This is a genomic window from Pseudomonas sp. FG86 (assembly GCF_057808775.1).
Genome location: NZ_JBMDIS010000005.1, coordinates 146,361 through 164,777 on the forward strand (window position 1 = coordinate 146,361; position 18,417 = coordinate 164,777).

At 60.4% G+C, this 18,417-nt stretch carries 26 protein-coding genes and 1 pseudogene; 19 read left to right on the plus strand and 8 right to left on the minus strand.

What is annotated here, in order from left to right; genetic code table 11:
* Nucleotides 1–9: 9 nt before the first annotated feature.
* Nucleotides 10–327: a DUF1654 domain-containing protein gene (locus ACODSV_RS05255; protein WP_489046135.1), complete on the minus strand. Its 318-nt coding sequence runs from the start codon at nt 325–327 to the stop codon at nt 10–12.
* A 741-nt stretch (nt 328–1,068) separates the two neighbouring features.
* On the opposite strand from ACODSV_RS05255, the gene ACODSV_RS05260 reads away from it, so the two are divergent.
* The 13 genes and pseudogenes from ACODSV_RS05260 (at nt 1,069) to ACODSV_RS05320 (ending at nt 8,337) form a co-directional block, all read left to right on the plus strand.
* Nucleotides 1,069–1,341, plus strand: a complete 273-nt coding sequence (locus ACODSV_RS05260; RefSeq protein WP_454843365.1) for a hypothetical protein — start codon at nt 1,069–1,071, stop codon at nt 1,339–1,341.
* Nucleotides 1,338–1,652 (plus strand): hypothetical protein, encoded by a 315-nt coding sequence (locus tag ACODSV_RS05265; RefSeq protein ID WP_454843364.1) that lies wholly within the window; start codon nt 1,338–1,340, stop codon nt 1,650–1,652. Before ACODSV_RS05260 ends, ACODSV_RS05265 begins: the two co-directional genes overlap by 4 nt.
* A 91-nt stretch (nt 1,653–1,743) precedes the next feature.
* Nucleotides 1,744–2,091 (plus strand): hypothetical protein, encoded by a 348-nt coding sequence (locus ACODSV_RS05270; protein ID WP_454843363.1) that lies wholly within the window; start codon nt 1,744–1,746, stop codon nt 2,089–2,091.
* Nucleotides 2,092–2,115: 24 nt separating this feature from the next.
* Nucleotides 2,116–2,931 carry a DUF2303 family protein gene (locus ACODSV_RS05275; RefSeq protein WP_454843362.1) on the plus strand — a complete coding sequence of 272 codons (816 nt, stop codon included), beginning with the start codon at nt 2,116–2,118 and terminating at the stop codon, nt 2,929–2,931.
* Nucleotides 2,932–3,014: 83 nt separating this feature from the next.
* Nucleotides 3,015–3,491 (plus strand): hypothetical protein, encoded by a 477-nt coding sequence (locus ACODSV_RS05280; RefSeq protein ID WP_454843433.1) that lies wholly within the window; start codon nt 3,015–3,017, stop codon nt 3,489–3,491.
* 120 nt (nt 3,492–3,611) lie between these two features.
* Nucleotides 3,612–4,199 carry an Lcl C-terminal domain-containing protein gene (locus ACODSV_RS05285; RefSeq protein WP_454843432.1) on the plus strand — a complete coding sequence of 196 codons (588 nt, stop codon included), beginning with the start codon at nt 3,612–3,614 and terminating at the stop codon, nt 4,197–4,199.
* 57 nt (nt 4,200–4,256) lie between these two features.
* A complete protein-coding gene (locus ACODSV_RS05290) occupies nt 4,257–4,610 on the plus strand; it encodes a four helix bundle protein (protein ID WP_454843270.1) in 354 nt (117 codons plus the stop codon).
* Nucleotides 4,611–4,821: 211 nt separating this feature from the next.
* Entirely contained in the window at nt 4,822–5,979 is a 1,158-nt protein-coding gene (locus ACODSV_RS05295; RefSeq protein WP_454843269.1) for an RNA-directed DNA polymerase, read from the plus strand.
* Nucleotides 5,980–6,134: 155 nt separating this feature from the next.
* Nucleotides 6,135–6,458: pseudogene (locus tag ACODSV_RS05300) on the plus strand (DNA cytosine methyltransferase); the annotation flags it as partial.
* A gap of 44 nt (nt 6,459–6,502) precedes the next feature.
* Complete coding sequence (locus ACODSV_RS05305) at nt 6,503–6,814, plus strand: DUF4406 domain-containing protein (protein ID WP_454843359.1); 312 nt, start codon at nt 6,503–6,505, stop codon at nt 6,812–6,814.
* Complete coding sequence (locus tag ACODSV_RS05310) at nt 6,811–7,377, plus strand: hypothetical protein (protein ID WP_454843265.1); 567 nt, start codon at nt 6,811–6,813, stop codon at nt 7,375–7,377. Before ACODSV_RS05305 ends, ACODSV_RS05310 begins: the two co-directional genes overlap by 4 nt.
* 80 nt (nt 7,378–7,457) lie before the next feature.
* Complete coding sequence (locus tag ACODSV_RS05315; protein WP_454843263.1) at nt 7,458–7,817, plus strand: hypothetical protein; 360 nt, start codon at nt 7,458–7,460, stop codon at nt 7,815–7,817.
* 49 nt (nt 7,818–7,866) lie between these two features.
* Nucleotides 7,867–8,337 (plus strand): class I SAM-dependent methyltransferase, encoded by a 471-nt coding sequence (locus ACODSV_RS05320; protein ID WP_454843262.1) that lies wholly within the window; start codon nt 7,867–7,869, stop codon nt 8,335–8,337.
* 35 nt (nt 8,338–8,372) lie between these two features.
* On the opposite strand, the gene ACODSV_RS05325 is transcribed toward ACODSV_RS05320, so the two are convergent.
* Nucleotides 8,373–8,615, minus strand: coding sequence for a hypothetical protein (locus ACODSV_RS05325; RefSeq protein WP_454843261.1), 243 nt, complete (start codon nt 8,613–8,615; stop codon nt 8,373–8,375).
* A 116-nt stretch (nt 8,616–8,731) separates the two neighbouring features.
* A complete protein-coding gene (locus ACODSV_RS05330; protein WP_454843260.1) occupies nt 8,732–8,980 on the minus strand; it encodes a hypothetical protein in 249 nt (82 codons plus the stop codon).
* A 123-nt stretch (nt 8,981–9,103) separates the two neighbouring features.
* Here ACODSV_RS05330 and ACODSV_RS05335 point away from each other — a divergent pair, with 123 nt between their 5' ends.
* From ACODSV_RS05335 to ACODSV_RS05355, 5 genes are all read left to right on the plus strand, one after another.
* Nucleotides 9,104–10,030, plus strand: a complete 927-nt coding sequence (locus ACODSV_RS05335) for a phosphohydrolase (RefSeq protein WP_454843258.1) — start codon at nt 9,104–9,106, stop codon at nt 10,028–10,030.
* 44 nt (nt 10,031–10,074) lie between these two features.
* A complete protein-coding gene (locus tag ACODSV_RS05340; protein WP_454843257.1) occupies nt 10,075–10,416 on the plus strand; it encodes a hypothetical protein in 342 nt (113 codons plus the stop codon).
* A complete protein-coding gene (locus ACODSV_RS05345; RefSeq protein WP_454844013.1) occupies nt 10,320–11,465 on the plus strand; it encodes a tyrosine-type recombinase/integrase in 1,146 nt (381 codons plus the stop codon). Before ACODSV_RS05340 ends, ACODSV_RS05345 begins: the two co-directional genes overlap by 97 nt.
* Before the next feature lie 22 nt (nt 11,466–11,487).
* The gene (folE, locus tag ACODSV_RS05350; protein WP_454843256.1) at nt 11,488–12,033 is read left to right on the plus strand and encodes a GTP cyclohydrolase I FolE; all 546 of its coding nucleotides are present in this window, start codon (nt 11,488–11,490) and stop codon (nt 12,031–12,033) included.
* A gap of 102 nt (nt 12,034–12,135) precedes the next feature.
* Complete coding sequence (locus ACODSV_RS05355; protein WP_069076717.1) at nt 12,136–12,507, plus strand: glutathione S-transferase N-terminal domain-containing protein; 372 nt, start codon at nt 12,136–12,138, stop codon at nt 12,505–12,507.
* A 110-nt stretch (nt 12,508–12,617) separates the two neighbouring features.
* On the opposite strand, the gene ACODSV_RS05360 is transcribed toward ACODSV_RS05355, so the two are convergent.
* Genes ACODSV_RS05360 through ACODSV_RS05370 form a run of 3 tightly spaced genes read right to left on the minus strand, consistent with a single transcriptional unit; the run spans nt 12,618 to nt 15,554 of the window.
* Entirely contained in the window at nt 12,618–12,938 is a 321-nt protein-coding gene (locus ACODSV_RS05360; protein WP_024076635.1) for an AtuA-related protein, read from the minus strand.
* The gene (locus ACODSV_RS05365) at nt 12,935–14,260 is read right to left on the minus strand and encodes an acyclic terpene utilization AtuA family protein (RefSeq protein WP_150055869.1); all 1,326 of its coding nucleotides are present in this window, start codon (nt 14,258–14,260) and stop codon (nt 12,935–12,937) included. Before ACODSV_RS05365 ends, ACODSV_RS05360 begins: the two co-directional genes overlap by 4 nt.
* Nucleotide 14,261: 1 nt before the next feature.
* Nucleotides 14,262–15,554 carry a CitMHS family transporter gene (locus ACODSV_RS05370; RefSeq protein WP_150095518.1) on the minus strand — a complete coding sequence of 431 codons (1,293 nt, stop codon included), beginning with the start codon at nt 15,552–15,554 and terminating at the stop codon, nt 14,262–14,264.
* A gap of 111 nt (nt 15,555–15,665) precedes the next feature.
* On the opposite strand from ACODSV_RS05370, the gene ACODSV_RS05375 reads away from it, so the two are divergent.
* Nucleotides 15,666–16,568 carry a LysR family transcriptional regulator gene (locus ACODSV_RS05375; protein ID WP_069076714.1) on the plus strand — a complete coding sequence of 301 codons (903 nt, stop codon included), beginning with the start codon at nt 15,666–15,668 and terminating at the stop codon, nt 16,566–16,568.
* Nucleotides 16,569–16,577: 9 nt separating this feature from the next.
* Here the strand turns inward: ACODSV_RS05375 and ACODSV_RS05380 are convergent, their stop codons facing one another.
* A complete protein-coding gene (locus tag ACODSV_RS05380; protein WP_024076639.1) occupies nt 16,578–17,180 on the minus strand; it encodes a glutathione S-transferase family protein in 603 nt (200 codons plus the stop codon).
* Nucleotides 17,181–17,190: 10 nt separating this feature from the next.
* Nucleotides 17,191–18,357 (minus strand): aminotransferase-like domain-containing protein, encoded by a 1,167-nt coding sequence (locus ACODSV_RS05385; RefSeq protein WP_150055871.1) that lies wholly within the window; start codon nt 18,355–18,357, stop codon nt 17,191–17,193.
* Nucleotides 18,358–18,417 lie beyond the last annotated feature (60 nt).

Here is an 18,417-nt window from a genome sequence, read left to right on the forward strand (position 1 = left end):
TTGTGACCGCTAAAACGGTGCCGGATCCTCTGCCACAGATACATCATCAACCTCTAACGGTCGATCTTCGTCGCTCGCGGCCTCCCACTGCAGAGTGATCGCCTCATCACCATCCTCGATGGTCATTTCGATACCGTCCGTATCTGATAGCACCAATAGCAACTCACTCCATTCCATCTGCCCGTCCGTGTCCAGGCGATGAATGGTAACCAGCCTGTTCAGTTGCGACGTCGGGTGATTGATCATCGACGAAACGCGCAGATTCAATCGCTCCATGCCCGTCATTGGCTTGGGCCCCGCTTCCTTCTTCTTATCCTGCTTTGCCATAAAACACCTCCTTTGCTGATGCTGTATATCCATACAGTACAAAAAATAAATACAAGCGTGCTTGCATTCAATACACAAGCATGCTTTTATAAATGCAAGCCGACTTGCAACATAAACACAAGCAGACGGTCAGGGCCTCAAGAGACCCACTGCTCTTTAACAGTCAGCGCAACAAACAACAGACCGCATTGCCTCTACCGGCGACCGGCGAGCAGACAGGCCCGAAAGCCTGCCAACGACAGGAACAACCTGGACGGCTGCTCGATGGTGAAACGCCAGAACCGAGTGAATGACCCGGCATGCAATGCGCCCCGCTTCTCCAGCGGCAATAGGAAACAAATTGCACCTCATCAGAAGAGTTTTTCCACACCCAACACGGAGGGTTTGCACCAATGCCGCATTAACGGCTTCACCCTGGTAGCGCAGAAAGCCTGAAGGCTGCGCCGCACAACCTGACAGGCAGCGGCATCTGGGTCGTCGGTGTCACCGCGCACTGGCCGAGCAATCGGTAGGCCACCCCAAGCAAGTCCACCGCTGATGATTCAAACCCAGGCCGTCGCCAGTAGCGGGCCTGGGAGGCCGTCACGTAGGGAGGTCTTCGTGATGCCAACAAAAGCCCGGTTTCGACTGGGCTTTTTTACACCTCGTCTTTATTCGTCAGCACCCTCATCTGGGCCCACCGGCGCCCACCAGGTGGTCAGGCTGCTGACGAATAAACGCAACCCACACCGAGGATCAACCATGCATCCATCATTTCAAGAGCGCATCGACGAACTCGGTGTGCTGCTGCAACAAACCAACGCCGCGCGCGCCGCGTTCTTCGGTCGCACTGATCGGCCGATACCGAAAAAACCGGTGCGCTACCAGGTAACAGGCGAAAGCGTCGGTATGTTCCAGATCGTCGACCTCACCACCGGCAAAACTCGCGCCTTCCGCGAGGCCTATAAGGCCGCTCATGACCTCGCAATGCAGTTCGAAGCAAAGGCCAACCGCCTTGCCGGAGGTGCCCAGTGATCGGCGTGCCTATGCCCAACCCGCGGGACTCGATCATCGATGAGCTGAATCAGCATCTGGAGGCATTCTTTGGCGCCGGGCGCACCGTGCAAGAAGTCGCCCAAGGCGTCAGTGGCGTAAAAGATGGCACCTACGGCGGTGGGCATAGCAGCAAGCTGCGCGCCGAGCGCGATCGCCTGGCACCAAGCCTTAAGGTATTGGCCGAAGCCGGTACCTCGATCAACAAAGCCGCCGCAGCAATGGGCATCGACCACAAGCGGGCCAAGCTCATCGCTCGGGAGAACGGCTTCAAGTTCACCGAAACCCCATGAAACGAATCAACACCCAGGTGCGCCAGCGCCTTCGCCAGTCGCAATTCAACCTACCACCCAGCGGCCTGCAAGCCATCCCGGAGAAACAGCCATGTCCACAGCAACAGATACAGCCGAGTTCCTCGAGGAGCTCAACGGCGGCGCCTTCGCCAGCCAGATCGGCCACGCCCTTTCCGAAGTAGCCGCCGGTGTTGTTGACCACGGTAAGGCCGGCAAGCTGGTCATTACCCTGGACTTCAGTCAGATCGGCGAATCCAGCCAGGTGAAAATCAAACACAAGCTCGACTACAAGGTGCCGACCAAGCGCGGTACCCGCAGCGAGAACACCAGCCTAGACACGCCGATGTACGTCGGCTCCGGCGGCAAGATCACCCTCTTCGCTGAAAAGCACGACCAGCTTTTTACCCGCGAAGAAGCCCCCATCAAACCCCGCACCTGATTCCGCCTCACAAGGATCTGACGAATGTCCATGACCAAAGAAGCAGTACAGCTCATCACCGATACAGCCCTGCAAGCCGCAGGCAAGGCTCTTCCAACTCAAACGCCCACCGTGGTACTGCCTGATGGCTGCCAAGTGGTCACGCTCGAAAAATGGCAGGCCGGCCGCAGCCGCTTCCGTGGGATCTACTCCACCCACTCGCTAGCTGACTTCAGCGCTTACGTCGCCGCCCGGGCCATCCCGGCCGCCAAGGGCTTCATCGACCAGGACGAAATGACATGCACCCTGCTGTTCAACCTGGGAACAGACGAGCTGCCCGGCCACGCAGATGACCGTGCGGTCCTGAAGCTGAAGGCGTCGGCCGGCTACAAGGCTGCTCAGTCTGTCGGTGGCCGGGCCATGTCTCAGAAAGAGCTGAGTGACTGGATTGAAGACTGGCACCAGTACCTGACCCCAGTGGACGACGAAGGCAAAGCAATCCCTGTGGCAAAGGCGATCGCAGCGGTTCGCACCATCACGGTCAAGGCCAGCAGCGAATCCGAAACCACCGTTGGCGACACCAGCGCCAGCCGGAGCGCTATGGATCAGATCGAGGCGCGCAGCAAAGAGACATTGCCGGCGGCGTTGTTGTTCAGCGTGATCCCGTTCGAGGGGCTGACCGAGCAGCAAATCAACCTGAGAATTTCGGTGATTACCAGCGGCGCCGTGCCAGCTTTGAAGCTGCGCTGGGTCGGGGAAGAAGTTCAGCGGGAAGACATCGCGCAGGAATTCAAGACAGTGCTTCAGGAAAAGATCGGAAGCAACGCTTCGCTTGCTTTGGGCTCTTTCGATCCGAAGTAAAAATAAGGCTGGGAGTCCGGCCTTTTCCAAACCTACTCGCTGCATCCGGTAACCGGAGGGCGGCGCTTACCCGGAGCAAACCAATGACCAAGCAAGCACAGCAAACAGTTCTCGCCGCCGAACTCCCCGAGCGCGGCCAGCCTCTCGCCGGCGGTGTGTTCGTCACCCGCTACTGGCTCAACGGCGTTGAACGCGCCCTGATCCTCCTGCCTGACGAACTCAGCGGCCCGTGGGGTGAGTACGGCGTAGAGATCAAAGGCGCAGGCAGCTACAGCGACGGCGAAGCCAACACCCGGGCGATGGCCGAGGCTGGCAGCGTGATCGCTGTGAAGGCCCTGGAATTGGATGGTTTCATCCCGTCTTGCCTTGAGGGCCAGTTGCTGATGGCGGCCAAGGCCGAAGGCCTGGTGGAGCTCCGCGAAGACCGTTGGCACTGGCTGAGCTCGCAGCGCTCCGCCCACTACGCCTACGGCGTGGACTTTGAAGCTGGCTGGCTCAACGACAACGGCAAGGGCCTCGAGCGGCTCGCGCGCCCTGTCCGCAGCCTCCCTATTCAGTAATTCATTCCTTCAATCGTTTTTCGCAGGTGATTCCCGGGAGCGCCAGGACGACGCTCAGACCAGAAGCATGTCGGGAAGCGCCGGCTACCTGCACTCTTATCTCGCTCACAGGAGCACCCCATGCGCGCCAATGAACTGACCACGTACACCCGTGGAGATCTGACTATCAGCAGCCCGGACGAAGGGGTGGTGCTGAAACTCGCAACCCTGGCCATCGCCGCCGCGCCAGCCATTGCGGCAATCGGCATCCCGGCCATCGGCGAATACTGGCCCGGCGAAGGCGGCATCAACGGCGGTCTATTCCCCGGCGGTGGCAAGCCCTACTACCTGATCGTGCCGACTGGCAGCGATGCCGAATCCACGCATGAATGGGGTGGTTATCGCGAAGAGTTCAGCGGCGCCAGCAGTGCGTGGGATGGTCGGACAAACACGGCTGATCTGGTCGGATCGGAAACCTCACACCCGGCCGCCCAGTTCTGCGCTGCCTTCGAGCGCGACGGTCACAAGGACTTCTACTTGATGGCGCGCCGTGAGGCGTCCTTCCTCGAAATCACCGTACCGGATGTGTTCACCCAGTCGTATCACTGGACGAGCTCGCAGCGCTCCGCCGACGGCGCCTACATCTTGGACTTTGAAGATGGCTGGCTCAACTTCTACGACAAGTACTACGAGCGGCTCGCGCGCCCTGTCCGCAGAAAGTTTATTTGATAATTCAATTCTTCATTCATGGGTGCGATAGCACCCTCGCTTTTCAGGAGGCCAGGGATGGCACTGCATACGGATTTGGAAATCCACAAGGTGGCCGAGGAGTTGCTCGGCTTTTCGCTTGACCTGGTGCGCAATATCCCGCGCGACCTGAAACAGGTTGTCGGGGCGAAGATCCGGGACGAATGCCTGCAGGTCCTGGTGCTGATCGGTCGGGCCAACATGACCCGGGACAAACTGCCCCAGATCAACCTGCTGCTGGAAAGCATTTGGATGCTCAACTACTTGCTGCGCGCCCTCACCAACCGAGGGTTAATCAGCAAGGGGCAGCACGCCAAAGCAATGAAGATGACGGCCTCTATAGGTCGACAGGCAAACGCCTGGAAGAAATCCGCAACCGCGCCCGCTGCTTGAGGGTCAAGGCCCTCTTGCCTGTGCGCTAAATCTGGTCGAGCCGCTGACCTCTGGTCACCGCCATGCGCACAACAGAAACCGCCGGTCTAAAGCGTCCGCGTAGGTCTCGCGCAGTTTCCAAGCTGATCGGTACTGCCTTCGGTTTGGCGATGTAGATAGCTCGACAGGTCGCAGCGCTCCGCCAACAACGCCTACAACATGGACTTTGAAGATGGCTGGCTCAACAACAACGACAAGAACAACGAGCGGCTCGCGCGCCCTGTCCGCAGATTTAAGTGTTGCTCCCTTCCAGTTCGAGGATCTCGTCCAGGCTTACTACGACTGCCGGCGCAACAAGCGGAATTCCGCAAGTGCCCGGTTGTTCGAGAAGGACATGGAGATCAACTTGCTGGAGCTGCACGACGACCTGATAGCCGGTACTTACCGGCCGGGCCGATCCATCTGTTTTGTGGTCACCCGACCGAAAGCCCGCGAGGTCTGGGCGGCAGCCTTTCGGGACCGCGTCGTCCACCACCTGCTGTACAACCATGTGGCACCGCGCTTCTACGCCAGCTTCATAGCGGACAGTTGCGCATGCATTCCAGGGCGCGGCACGTTGTACGCCGCCAAGCGTCTTGAATCGAAGATCCGCAGCGCCTCGCAGAACTGGTCAAAGCCGATCTTCTACCTCAAGTGCGACCTGGCCAACTTCTTCGTCGCCATCGACAAGGCGGTGCTTCGCAAGCAGCTAGAGGCCAGGATCACCGAACCCTGGTGGCTGGCCCTGGCCTCGCAGATCCTCATGCACGACCCGCGCGAGAATTACGAGACCCGCAGCCCGGCTCACCTGTTCAACCGGGTGCCGCAGCACAAGCGCCTGGTTGCGCAGCCCGCGCGCCTCGGCCTGCCGATCGGCAATCTGTCATCGCAGTTCTTCGCCAACATCTACCTCGACGCCCTGGACCAGTTCGCCAAGCACACGCTGCGCGCCAAGCACTACATCCGGTACGTGGATGACTTCGTATTCCTGCATGAGTCGCCCCAGCAGCTAAACCAGTGGCTGGCCGAGGTCGAAGCGTTCCTACCCAGGCTCGGCGCCAAGCTGAACCCTACCAAGACGATCCTGCAGCCTGTGGATCGCGGTGTCGACTTCGTTGGCCACGTCATCAGGCCCTGGCGCCGCACCACTCGTAAGCGGTCACTGGCCCAGGCACTGAAGCGCACGGCCGCAGCGCCTGCCGAGGATCTGCGCGAGACAGCCAACAGCTACTTCGGCCTGCTCAGCCAGGCCAGCCACAGCGAGAAAGATCGGGCCGCACTTGCCCGCGTCGTGCTCAAGCGCGGCAACAGCGTCAATGCCGACCTGACCAAGACCTTCCAGAAGAAGTAATCCCCCCATTTTCGAATAGCGCCAGCCGGCGAGGACCCCCTATGTCCGCACAACAGAAGAAACACCCCTTCGATTTCAAAACCCAATACGGACTCGGCTTCAACCCTCAGGACGATGAGATCGTTGTCGACTTCTTCTGTGGTGGTGGCGGCGCCGGTACCGAGAACATCAGCGCTTGCAATGCGCCCGCGCCGACCATTACCACAAAGGACCGCCTGGCCATGGTCACCGTGATGGTCAAGGGCACGCCCTACGTGATCGTCGACATCTGCCTGCGGATGCTGAAGCCGTCCGAACTGTACAGGGCCCAGGGCTTCCCGGCCGACTACATCATCAGTCACGGTGCCGACGGCAAGCCCTTCACCATAACCCAGCAGGTGCACATGTGCGGCAACAGCGTCAGCCCGCCGCCGATGGCAGCACTCGCCAGGGCCAATGACCCATGGCGCGCCGAAGAACGCCAGGCACGCGCCGCATAACTCCCCCACTCCACCGCCCGGGCATGGCCCGACAAGGACTCCCAGTGAAACGGATTTACCTCAGCGGCCCCATGACCGGCCTGCCCGGCCTCAACTTCGCCGCCTTCCACGCCATGACCACCAACCTGCGCGCCGGCGGCCACACCGTCACCAACCCCGCCGAACTCAACCCCGACGGCGGCACCTGGAACGACTGCATGCGCCGCGACATTGCCGCCCTGATGGACTGCGACACCGTGGACACCCTTCCCGGCTGGGAGCATTCAAAGGGTGCCCGCCTGGAAGTCCTGATCGCCGAACGCCTCGGCATGACGGTTGTGAATGCCCATGATCTGCTAACGATGGAGGCTGTATGAGCGAAGCACAGTCGTACTACGCAGGAAATATCGACAAGGATCGTGTGGTCTATCTCGCTTCAGACTTCGACAATGTCACGCGCTTGTTTCTGGATGCCGCCGAGCGCTGCATCGCCTCGGAACGCCGGGAGAAGGAGCTGCAACAGCGCCTGACCGCAGCGGATGAGCGATGGGACGAGTTGGTCAGTGCGGTACGGTCAATCAACCGTAGCCCGCACTACATGGTCAAAGCGATTGACGACGACCAACCGCAGTACAGGCAGCGCAAGGAATGGATTGATTGGGTGCTTGGGCTTTGCGATGCAGCGCCTACCTCCGGCGAGCGTTCCAACAAGGACTACGCCATCGAGCACGCCGAATACATGGCCAAGTCAGCCGATGACGTGCTGGCGAAGTTCCAGGCATACGGCCTGGCTCTGCTGGCCGTTGATGAGGGAGGTGACGACGGAGAAGGTGAGCTGCTTGAGAATATCGACTCCGCCCGCGGTGATCTGCAGGAGTCGCTGGTAGATCTGCGCAGCATGGTTTACGAATTCCGCAAACGTAGCGCTAAATCCCGATAGGAGTACATCCGTACTCCACCCGCAAAACCTGTAACCCCTCCCCCTTCAAAGTCAGCCGCTATAGCGGCGAGGACGAAGTCATGCCCGAAGAAAATGAAAACCCCTGGAACGGCGAAGGATTGCCGCCTGTTGGAACGACTTGCGAAGCGCTCAGCGCTCGGACATCCACGTTTCGGCAATGCGCAGTTCTGGCTCACCGCGGCGGAATGGCGGTAGTTAGCTTCCTCGATCAGGAGGAATTGCAGTGGGCCACAGAGTTTCGCTCGGCAGACAAGGCAGCAGCCGATGCACGGGATTCCGCCATCAACCTGATGATCGGTCACGTCAAAGATCACCCGGGTGGTCGACACGGTGCGCTGCACCTGACGCAACTCAAGATTCAGGAAGAGGCATGCCGAGACCTGTACGACGCTGGGTACCGCAAAGAGGTGACGGCATGATCGCCCTCCTCTGGTTCGCCTACGTCTTCATCTACAAGGGGCCAAGGCCATGAATGCGAAAGTCCTCGACCCTTGTAGCGCCAGCCGAATGATGTGGTTCGACAAGGGTGATCAGCGCGCCCTGTTCGGCGACATCCGCGATGAAGAGCATGTGCTGTGTGACGGCCGGGTTTTGAAAGTCGAGCCCGACGTCATCATGGACTTCCGGCACCTGCCCTTCCCAGACGCCAGCTTCAACATGGTCGTGTTCGATCCTCCGCACCTAGTTCGCGCCGGACGCGAAAGCTGGTTGCGGCTCAAGTACGGAATCCTCACCGACGACTGGCGTGACGACCTGCGCAAAGGCTTCGCGGAGTGCTTCCGGGTGCTGCGGCCTGGCCAGTTCCTGATCTTCAAATGGAATGAAACCCAGATCCGGGTCAGCGAAATCCTGGTGCTTACCGACGAGCAGCCGCTGTTTGGCCACAAGTCCGGGAAGCGCGAGAAAACGCACTGGATCACCTTCATGAAGCACTCATAACCCCAATCCCCCTACATGCCTGTCGGTGAGCGGCGTCAGGGCAACTGACTGTCGATCCATCGTTCAGCTGCCGCCATGGCGTCATCAAGAGCTGCTGGGTAGTCAGGCCAAGGCCCCATCAGTTCGGCAGCAACTTCGCCCAGGCCATGAATGGGCGCCGGCTCGATGATCATGGCGGCGACCGGTGCTTTGTCGTTCGGGCGCCGCCAGACGAACTTGAGAAACATTGTTTGGCCGCGGTACGCGTGCGCAATCGGCGCATCTAGTTGGTGTGGCACGCGCCCTCCTGGCGACCGGGTGGAATGAATACCCGTTTTACACCCATCCAAACGACACAGATATCTAGGCAAAACGCCATTACTCCACCCCCCTACATGCCGGTCGGTGAGCGGCGTCAGGGCAACTGACTGTCGATCCATCGTTCAGCGGCCGCCATGGCGTCATCAAGGGCGGTTGGGTAGTCAGGCCACGGCCCGGTCAGTTCAGCGGCAACCTCGCCCAACCCATCAATTGACGCTGGCTCGATGATCTTGGCGGCAACCGGGGCGTCATCGTTCGGGCGTCGCCAGTCGAACTTGAGGAATATCGTGTGGCCCCGGTAAGCATGCGCTATCGGGGCATCAAGATTGTGTGACACGTCCATGCCTCATCACGAACTTAGTTGAACCTTTTTGTACACCAAACCCCACGCACGTTAAATATCGGCAAAACGCCATTACTCCATCCCCCTACATGCCTGCCGGTGAGCGGCGGGCGAGGTATTTCTATGTCTGAGATTCAACGCAAAACGATGTGTATCTATCACGGCAACTGCGCCGATGGCTTCGGCGCTGCCTGGGTTGTCCGGAAAGCGCTCGGCGCTGACGTCGAGTTTGTGCCCGGCGTTTACGGCCAAGAGCCACCTGACGTCACGGGTAAAGACGTGATCCTCGTCGACTTCAGCTACAAGTACGACGTGCTGGCGGCGCTCGCGTATAAGGCGAACAGCATCATCGTACTCGACCACCATAAAAGCGCGGCTGAAGACCTTGCCCGCTTTGAGCCATTTCACGCCGGCATAGAAGAAGACACCCGGCACGATGACGGGTCTCCTTTGCTCGGCTGGAAGACGGCGCACGACATGGCTAACTCGCAAAATGGTCCAGCCATTGCCTGCTGCTTTGATATGAACCGCAGCGGCGCAATGCTCGCCTGGGATCACTACTTCCCAGACCAAGAGCCACCGCAACTGCTGCGCCACATCGAAGATCGAGACCTGTGGCTGTTCAAGTTGGATGGCACCCGAGAGATTCAAGCCAACCTCTTTAGCTACCCGTACGACTTCGAAGTCTGGGATCAGCTTATGGCTGCCGACGTCCAGACCCTTCGCTCAGATGGAGCAGCGATCGAGCGCAAACATCATAAGGACGTGGCCGAGCTGGTCGCCGTAACGAAGCGCCGACTGGTGATCGGTGGGCACGACGTGCCAGCCGCCAGCTTGCCTTACACCCTGACCAGCGATGCCGGCCACCTCATGGCCCAGGGCGAGGTGTTCGCAGCCTGCTACTGGGACACACCTGACGGCCGAAGCTTCAGCTTGCGCAGCACTGACGAGGGACTTGATGTGTCGGAGATCGCCAAGCTGTACGGCGGTGGCGGCCACCGTAACGCGTCTGGCTTCCGCGTGCCATTCGGCCACGAACTGACCTTGTAATCCATCACCACCTTCTGCCGCCCAGCGCGGCGCGGAGCATCATCATGGCAGCAGCAGAGCAACTACCTGTTGAGTACCTGTCCGACAAGGTCGCGGAGAAGAACTTCGCGGAGATGGTCGGCACAACGCGCCGCGCGCTTCAGGGCAAGCGACAGCGCAACATCATCCCCAAAGGGGTGTGGAACGAAATAGATGGCCAGATTTACTACAGCATCAGGAGATATGAGGCATGGCTAGAAAGCCTTTGGGATTGCCCGCCGGAGTTGAATTTGCAGGCCAGTCAGTCCGCATTCGCTTCACCTGGAAATTCAGGCGCTGCGAGACCCTCGCCTATCCCCAAACGCCAAAAGGCATCAAAGCGGCCGCAGATCTTCGCGCTACAGTAATCAGCCTAATCAAGCACGGCGTAATGGACGACAAGCGTTACGCCGAGCTTTTCCCGAACTCGACATATTCCACCTACTCCGCGACTCCGCTGTTTGGCGAGTATGCACAGACCTGGCTCGACAGCCGGGAGGTAGTAGGGGGAACTCGCAAAAACTACCGAATCTCCCTTAACCTTTACTGGATGCCGCATCTTGCGCTGCTTCCGATTGACCAGATCACATCGGCAATGCTTCGGAAAATAGCCGGAGAGACGCCGTGGAAGTCGTCGACGGTAAAGCGCTCGGCGATCCAGCGCCTGCACACGATGTTCGAGTGCGCAGTGAACGATGAACTGATCACCAGGAACCCGGTCGGCTCAATTGAGCTGCCGGTGAAGGCAAAGAAACCGGTTGACCCTTTCACTGTAGCGGAGGCGGATTTGATCATCGGGCACCTGTACGAAGTGCTGATCGGTTCAATGCGGGTATACGCGGCCTATTTTGAGTTCGCCTTTTACACCGGCATGCGGCCTGGGGAAATAGCGGCGTTGCGCTGGGATGAGGTGGATACAGATGGGCGTGTCGCCAACGTTTGTAGAATCGTGGCCGACTACAAGATCGAGGAGCGCACGAAAACACGCGAGACGCGCCGAGTCATGCTGAACAGCAGGGCATTGAATGCCGTTGAGGAGGCCAAGAGCGTGGCCGAGTTGAGGGCGAAACAGAGCCGGCGCCAGCATAAACAATCGCCGTACGTATTCCCGCCGACCAAGAACTTCGAGTTCATTCAGCAGGCCAGCGTGACCGACAAGCACTTCAAGGCGGCGCTCGTCGCGCTGAAGATCAGGGCCCGACGGCAATACAACTGCCGGCACACTTACGCTACCATGTGCCTCATGGCAGGCATGAACCTCGGGTTCATTGCGAATCAGCTTGGTCACAGCGTGCAAATGCTGCTGACGACTTATGCCCGATGGATCAATTCCAGTGAAGACTGGAGTGAGGTCGGGAAGCTGGAGCAAAGCCTGATTGGTACAAAATTGGTACAGACAGAAACCGTACCCCTCTAGAACCCATACGGAATAACGCTCTGTGACATTGGAACAGAATTACACCGAGATCCTCGGCCAACTTGGCGAGGACGTCTCCCGCGAGGGCCTGCTCGACACGCCAAAGCGTGCCGCCAAGGCGATGCAGTACCTTTGCCGCGGCTATGAACAGACACTTGAAGAAGTCACCAATGGTGCCTTGTTCAGCTCCGACAACAGCGAAATGGTGCTGGTCAAGGACATCGAGTTGTACTCGCTGTGCGAACACCACCTGCTGCCGTTTATCGGCAAGGCTCACGTCGCCTACATCCCGAGCGGCAAGGTGCTGGGCCTGTCCAAGGTCGCGCGGATCGTCGACATGTATGCGCGCCGCCTGCAGATCCAGGAAAACCTCAGCCGCCAGATCGCCGATGCGGTCCAGCAGGTCACAGGCGCCCTGGGCGTGGCGGTGGTGATCGAAGCCAAGCACATGTGCATGATGATGCGCGGTGTGGAAAAACAGAATTCGTCGATGATCACCTCGGTGATGCTGGGTGAGTTCCGCGAAAACGCGGCGACCCGTAGCGAATTCCTCAGCCTGATCAAGTAACAGGCTGCGTAGGAAAAGGCCGGCGTCCATCGCCGGTTTTTTTTCGCCCGCAAAATTCAGGTAAGCTGCGGCCCCTTCTGTCATGGGCAAGAGGTTTCAGCCATGTTCGTCAAAGCACTTCGAGTGGGCCTCGGCCACGTCATCATCGCGGGCGACTTCATTACCCGCCCACGCAAAAAGCAGCGCCCCGCCGAGCAGCAGGCACAGGTGAACGCGGCGGCCAAGGGCCTGAGCCTGTACCAGTTCCACGCCTGCCCGTTCTGCGTGAAGACCCGTCGTACCCTGCATCGCCTGAATGTTCCGGTGGCGTTGAAGGATGCAAAGAACAACGAGCAAGATCGCCAGACCCTGCTGGAGCAAGGCGGCAAGATCAAGGTGCCGTGCCTGCGCATCGAAGAGAATGGCCAGACCACGTGGATGTACGATTCCAAGGTGATCATCGATTACCTGGACAAGCGCTTCGCTGCGGTCTGACAGACCTGTGCAGATCCAATGTGGGAGGGGGCTTGCCCCCGATGAGGGAGTATCAGTCGCAGAATACATCGACTGACACTCCGCTATCGGGGGCAAGCCCCCTCCCACATTCAGTTCGGTGTTGGCAAATCCAGGTCCAGCAGCGCCGAGCCCAGGCACTTGCCATGGGCATCCAGCGCCAGCGAACGGGTCACCCCGCCGCGCAGGATCCCAGGCAGCACGAAGTTCAGCGCCTGCACGTTGGGCAACTCATAACGCCGTATCGGCGCAGCACCCGGTTCCAGGAGGCCCGCAAAAAATTCGCTCACGCGCTCGGCCGTGAGCTGTTCGCAAAGCAAGGGATAGTCCTCGGCGCGATAGGCAATGATCGAAATATTCGAGGTGTCGCCCTTATCCCCGGTGCGGGAATGGGCCAGGGTGTGCAGCTTCATGCTTCGATCCTCGGGTTGACCGCGTTACGCGGCAGCAGCAACGACGCCACCGCCACCACCTGCCGCACACTCTTGCTGGCGCCGCCACCGCCAGACGGGCCGTTGGTGTAGAGGGTTTCCACTTCATTGCCGACACGTACCGCCTCGCTGCGCTCTTCACAGCGCGCAGCCACGCGCAGACGCACTTCCCAAGGCTCGACACTGCTGCGTGGGCCGTGCAATGAGTCCATGCCGATCAACTCGGCGCGCACCTCCTGCATCTTCACCCCCATCAACTCCAGGCGCTTGAGCACGACATCTCGCGCCAGTTGCGCCCGTGCGACCGCACCTGGGCCACCGTAGGACATCTGCCCCTCGCCGATCCAACCGTCCAGGTAACCCACGCTGACCTTCAACTGTTCCGGCCGTGCTCGGCCGTTGGCGCCCTGGGCCCGCACCCGGTCAGTAGCGTCCTCGACAAAGGTCACCTGGGAAAAATCGGCGGTGACATCAGGGGTCAGGTACGCCGCAGGGTCATGCACTTCATAGATCAATTGCTCGGTACAGGTCGCTCGACTGACCCGCCCACCGGAACCCGCGACCTTGGTAATCACCGCATCACCGTCGGCATTGATCTCGGCCAACGGAAACCCCAGGCGCGCCAGGTCATTCACGTCCTTAAAGCCGGGATCGGCGAAATACCCACCGCTGACCTGCCCCGCGCATTCGAGCAAATGCCCCACCAGTGTGCCGCGCCCCAGACGCGGCCAATCGTCCATCGCCCAGCCAAACTCAAACATCTGCGGCGCCAGGAACAGCGACGGATCGGCCACGCGCCCGGTGATCACCACATCAGCCTCGGCACCCAGGGCCTCGAGAATGCCATCGACCCCCAGGTAGGCGTTCGCAGAAATCAACCGCGCGCCCAGTGAGCCCAAGGTCTGGCCGTTATCCAGCACCTGCTCGGGACGCAGGATGTCGAGCACATCGTCACCCAGCACCGCCACCACCTTGAGGCCCAGGCCCAACTCATTGGCGATGCGGCGCACTTCAAGGGCCGCCGCCACCGGATTGGCCGCGCCCATATTGGTGATCACTCGCAGACGTCGGCGCCCCGCGCGGCGGCCGACAAACGGCAGCACGCGGCGCATGCGCTCGCTCAGCAGCGGGTCATACCCGCCCTGCGGATCGCTGATGCGCGCCTGTTGCGCCAGGGCGATGGTGCGTTCGGCCAGGCATTCGAAGACCAGGTAATCCAGGTCGCCGTGTTCGGCCAGTTCTACGGCAGGTTCGATGCGGTCGCCGGAATAGCCGGCACCGGAACCGATGCGCAAGGTGTTCATCTCAAATCACTCCCAGGAGCAACGCCGTCAGGGTCATCAACACCGACGCGGCAAACAGAAAAGGGATGGTAAAGCGCTGGTGATCGGCCAATTCGATCTTGCACAGGCCCACCAACAGGAATGTCGCGGGGGTCAGCGGGCTGACCGGGAAGCCGGTGGTGTGTACGCCGAGCAGCGAGGCCTGGGCCACTTGCAGCGGGTCGACGCCCAGGGCCTTGCCGACTTCGGCGATCACCGGCATGACGCCGAAATAGTAGGAATCGGGGTCGAACAGCATGCTCAGGGGCATGGAAATGAAGCCCACCACCGCGGGGATCAGCTTGCCGTGGCCCGCCGGAATCTGCGCGACCGCCACTTCGGCAATGGCCTTGAGCATGCCGGTGCCTTGCATGATGCCGGTGAACACCCCGGCGGCGAGCAGGATACTGGCCATGGTCAGGGCGGTTTTGGCGTGGGCATCGATGCGCGCACGCTGGGCGTCGACATTCGGGTAATTGATGCACAGCGCGACCACAGTGCCGAGCATGAACATCACCACGGGATCGACCCAACCGGCAATCATCACCACCATCACCAGCACCGTCAGGATCAGGTTGACCCAGAACAGGCGTGGGCGGCGCAGCTGGATGTCATCGTCGCTGAGCACCCGTTGCGGCACGGCATCCACCGTGGAACCGGCGCCCAGGCCCAAGCGTTTTTCCTCGCGACGACCAAGCCACCAGGCGCAGGCGAAAACGAAGATCAGGCCGACGATCTGCACCGGGATCAGCGGCTGGAACAAGTCCGCCACTGGCACGTGCAAGGCTGCCGACGAGCGCAACACCGGGCCGGTCCAAGGCAGGAAGTTGACCCCGGCGGCCATCGCGCAGACACAGGCAAGGATGCGCTTGTCGATGCCCAGCCGTGTATACAGCGGCAGCATCGCCGGCACCGTCACCAGAAAGGTCACCGCGCCGGAACCGTCCAGGTGGACCAGCAAGGCCAGGGTCGCGGTACCCACCACAATTCGTGTAGGACGCGTCCCTACCGTACGCAGGATGCGATCAATGATGGGATCAAGCATGCCGGCATCGGTCATGATCCCGAAAAACAGGATCGCGAACACAAACATGCCCACCACGGGGGCGACGTTCTTGATACCGGTAATGATGAAAGCGCTGGTTTGCAGGCCGAAACCGCCGAGCAGCGCGGCGATGATCGGCAAGGCAATCAGGGCCACCAGCGGCGAAAGGCGTTTGCTCATGACGGCAGCGAGCAGGCACAGGATGGTGATGACACCCAGGGTAGCGAGCATGGGTTACTCCAGAGCGGCCTTGGTGGCCGGTTATTGTTTTCCCTGGAGTATTGGAAGCGGGTTAGTCTTTGTAAATTGGAATATTCAGCCCCATATGTTCGGAAAAACAAAATGAAGAACTCAATCCAGCATATTCAAGCGTTTCTCGCGGTGGCCCGTACCGGAAGTTTCACCAAGGCCGCCAATGAACTGCACCTGTCTCCTTCGGCACTGACAGTCCAGGTGCAACAACTGGAGGACTGGCTCGGCGTCACCCTGCTGGACCGCAGCCCGCGCCATGTGAGCATCACCGCCGCCGGCCAGGAAGCCCGTGGGCCGATGGAAAAGCTGCTGCTGGACCTGGACAACATCGTCACTGGCTCCCGCGACCTGGCCGCCCTGCGCCGGGGCGTGGTCACCATCGCCGCCCTGCCCTCGGTCTGCGCAGGCGCCCTGCCCCCGGCGTTGCGCCTGTTTCGCGAGCGTTTTGCCGGGATCGAAGTGCGCTTGCAGGACCTGGTGGCCCACCGCATTCACGCCCAGGTACGAGCAGGCGAGGTGGATTTTGGTATCGGCGTACGCGCGCGGTTGAGCCATGGCCTGGAATTCGTGCCGGTGCTTAATGATCGTTTGTGCGCGTTCGTACCGCTGGATCACCCCCTCGCCCACCATCGCCAGCTGACGCTGCAACAACTGGCCGACCAGCCGATCATCCTCACCGGCCGCGACAGCAGCGTGCGTGAGCAGGTGGATGGGCTGTTCGATGAGACGCGGCTGACGATGCACGCCGGCATGGAAGCCAACTACATGTCGACGGTGTTGGCGCTGGTGCGCCAGGGCCTGGGAATCAGTGTGCTGCCGGAGTCGGCGGCGGACAGCCTGGAGGGGTTGAAACGTATCCACATCGATCATCCCGGCGTGAACCGGGAGATCGGGTTGATCAGTCGTAGCGGGATGGGGCTGAGCCCGGCGGCACAACGTTGTTTCGACCTGCTGAATGAGGAACTGTCCGACACACCCTCCCAGAGTTTTTGACCGCGTCAGTCAGTCGAGCATCGCGATATGTCTGGGATGGCTGGCCACACGCTCCAACCAAGCCCGCACGGCCGGGTACGGCGCCAGATCAAAACCGCCTTCCTCGGCCACATGGGTGTAGGCATACAACGCCACGTCGGCAATGGAGAACTGGTCGCCGACCAGGTAGGGCGTGAGTTGCAACTGGCGCTCCATGACCTTGAGCGCCTTGTAGCCACCCTTGTGCAGCTTCTTGTATTCCTCCTGGCGATCTTCCGGTAGCCCCAGGTAAAGCTGGATAAACCGCGCCACCGCAATGTACGGCTCATGGCTGTACTGTTCGAAGAACTGCCATTGCAGCACTTGCGTGCGCAGGCGCGGCTCGGTGGGCAGGAACTGGCTGCCATCGGCCAGGAAGTTGAGGATCGCGTTGGATTCCCACAGGCAGGTGCCGTCTTCGAGTTCCAGCACCGGGATCTTGCCGTTGGGGTTCTTGGCCAGGAATTCCGGGGTCTCGGTGTCGCCGTTGAGGATGTCGACATCCACCCACTGGTACGGGATGCCCAACAGGTTGAGCATCAATTTGACCTTGTAGCAGTTGCCCGATTTGTAATCGCCATAAACCTTATACATGGGGCTCCCCTTATGCCGCTTGCGCGTGCTGTGCTTGACGGACCACTGCGGCCAGGCGCTTGAGACCTTCGTCCAGGCGGGACGGGTCGATATGGCTGAAATTGAGCCGCAGTGAACCCAGGTGCTGGTCCGGCTCGGAAAAGAACGGTTCACCGGGCATGAACGCGACGTCCTGATCGAGTGCAGGAGCCAACAAGGTGCGGGTATCGAGCGGCTGTTTCAAGGTCAGCCAGAAGAATAATCCGCCCTGGGGCACTTGCCAGTCGGCCAACTCGCTGAAGTGACGCGCCAATGCAGCCTGAAAAGCATCGCGTCGCTCGCGATAAAAACCGCGCAGCTCGACCAAGTGCTGTTGATAGTTGTCGGTACCCAACCACTGCATCGCTTGCCACTGGCCGACGCGGTTGGTGTGCAGGTCAGCCGATTGCTTGAGCTTGAGCAAATGCGGGAACAGGTCGGGGCTGGCGATCAGGTAGCCGACGCGCAGGCCGGGCAACAAGGTCTTGGACACCGTTCCAGTGTAGATCCAGCTGGCCTTTTTCAGGCGGCCGGCAATGGGCTGCGCGCTGCCGCCATCGAAGGTCAGCTCGCGGTAGGGTTCGTCCTCGATCAGGGTCACGCCGAACTCGTCGAGCAAAGCCGCGACAGCCTCGCGCTTGGCTTCGCTGTAGCGCACCGCCGACGGGTTCTGGAACGTCGGGATCAGGTAAATGAACGCCGGACGATGGCGTTCAAGGCTGGCACGCAGGGCGGCCAGGTTCGGGCCGTCGGTTTCCAGTTGCACGGTGAGGCATTCGGCGCCGAACAGTTGGAAGATCTGCAAGGCGGCCAGGTAGGTCGGGCCTTCCAGTAGGATCTGGGTGCCTTTATCGATATACAGCTTGGCCGCCAGGTCCAGGGCCTGCTGGGAGCCGCTGACCACCAGCACTTGGCTGGCCTGGCACGGCACGCCAAGGGCGCGGGCCTCGGCAGCGAGCAATTCACGCAGTTGCGGCTCGCCTTCGCTCATGCCGTACTGGCCGATATTCAGCGGCATGCCATCCCAGTTCAACGCCGGCAACATCGCTTCGGCGGGCAAGCCTCCGGCGAACGACATCACTTCCGGGCGCTGGGCCGCTGCGAGGATTTCACGAATCAAGGAGCTTTTGAGGCGCGTAACACGTTCAGAGAAGGCCATAAGGTCACCGCTAGCGAAGCCTGTGGGAAATACGTCAAACTAGTTGACCGAAATTACGAC

Coding starts and splice junctions, on each gene's coding strand:
- ACODSV_RS05285 (WP_454843432.1), top strand. CDS start 3,612: ATGCGCGCCAATGAACTGACCACGTACACCCGTGGAGATCTGACTATC.
- ACODSV_RS05330 (WP_454843260.1), bottom strand. CDS start 8,980: ATGGACGTGTCACACAATCTTGATGCCCCGATAGCGCATGCTTACCGG.
- ACODSV_RS05335 (WP_454843258.1), top strand. CDS start 9,104: ATGTCTGAGATTCAACGCAAAACGATGTGTATCTATCACGGCAACTGC.
- ACODSV_RS05370 (WP_150095518.1), bottom strand. CDS start 15,554: ATGCTCGCTACCCTGGGTGTCATCACCATCCTGTGCCTGCTCGCTGCC.
- ACODSV_RS05310 (WP_454843265.1), top strand. CDS start 6,811: ATGAGCGAAGCACAGTCGTACTACGCAGGAAATATCGACAAGGATCGT.
- ACODSV_RS05270 (WP_454843363.1), top strand. CDS start 1,744: ATGTCCACAGCAACAGATACAGCCGAGTTCCTCGAGGAGCTCAACGGC.
- ACODSV_RS05365 (WP_150055869.1), bottom strand. CDS start 14,260: ATGAACACCTTGCGCATCGGTTCCGGTGCCGGCTATTCCGGCGACCGC.
- ACODSV_RS05260 (WP_454843365.1), top strand. CDS start 1,069: ATGCATCCATCATTTCAAGAGCGCATCGACGAACTCGGTGTGCTGCTG.
- ACODSV_RS05380 (WP_024076639.1), bottom strand. CDS start 17,180: ATGTATAAGGTTTATGGCGATTACAAATCGGGCAACTGCTACAAGGTC.
- ACODSV_RS05290 (WP_454843270.1), top strand. CDS start 4,257: ATGGCACTGCATACGGATTTGGAAATCCACAAGGTGGCCGAGGAGTTG.
- ACODSV_RS05375 (WP_069076714.1), top strand. CDS start 15,666: ATGAAGAACTCAATCCAGCATATTCAAGCGTTTCTCGCGGTGGCCCGT.
- ACODSV_RS05340 (WP_454843257.1), top strand. CDS start 10,075: ATGGCAGCAGCAGAGCAACTACCTGTTGAGTACCTGTCCGACAAGGTC.
- ACODSV_RS05315 (WP_454843263.1), top strand. CDS start 7,458: ATGCCCGAAGAAAATGAAAACCCCTGGAACGGCGAAGGATTGCCGCCT.
- ACODSV_RS05360 (WP_024076635.1), bottom strand. CDS start 12,938: ATGAAGCTGCACACCCTGGCCCATTCCCGCACCGGGGATAAGGGCGAC.
- ACODSV_RS05385 (WP_150055871.1), bottom strand. CDS start 18,357: ATGGCCTTCTCTGAACGTGTTACGCGCCTCAAAAGCTCCTTGATTCGT.
- ACODSV_RS05320 (WP_454843262.1), top strand. CDS start 7,867: ATGAATGCGAAAGTCCTCGACCCTTGTAGCGCCAGCCGAATGATGTGG.
- ACODSV_RS05280 (WP_454843433.1), top strand. CDS start 3,015: ATGACCAAGCAAGCACAGCAAACAGTTCTCGCCGCCGAACTCCCCGAG.
- ACODSV_RS05255 (WP_489046135.1), bottom strand. CDS start 327: ATGGCAAAGCAGGATAAGAAGAAGGAAGCGGGGCCCAAGCCAATGACG.
- ACODSV_RS05355 (WP_069076717.1), top strand. CDS start 12,136: ATGTTCGTCAAAGCACTTCGAGTGGGCCTCGGCCACGTCATCATCGCG.
- ACODSV_RS05275 (WP_454843362.1), top strand. CDS start 2,116: ATGTCCATGACCAAAGAAGCAGTACAGCTCATCACCGATACAGCCCTG.
- ACODSV_RS05295 (WP_454843269.1), top strand. CDS start 4,822: ATGGCTGGCTCAACAACAACGACAAGAACAACGAGCGGCTCGCGCGCC.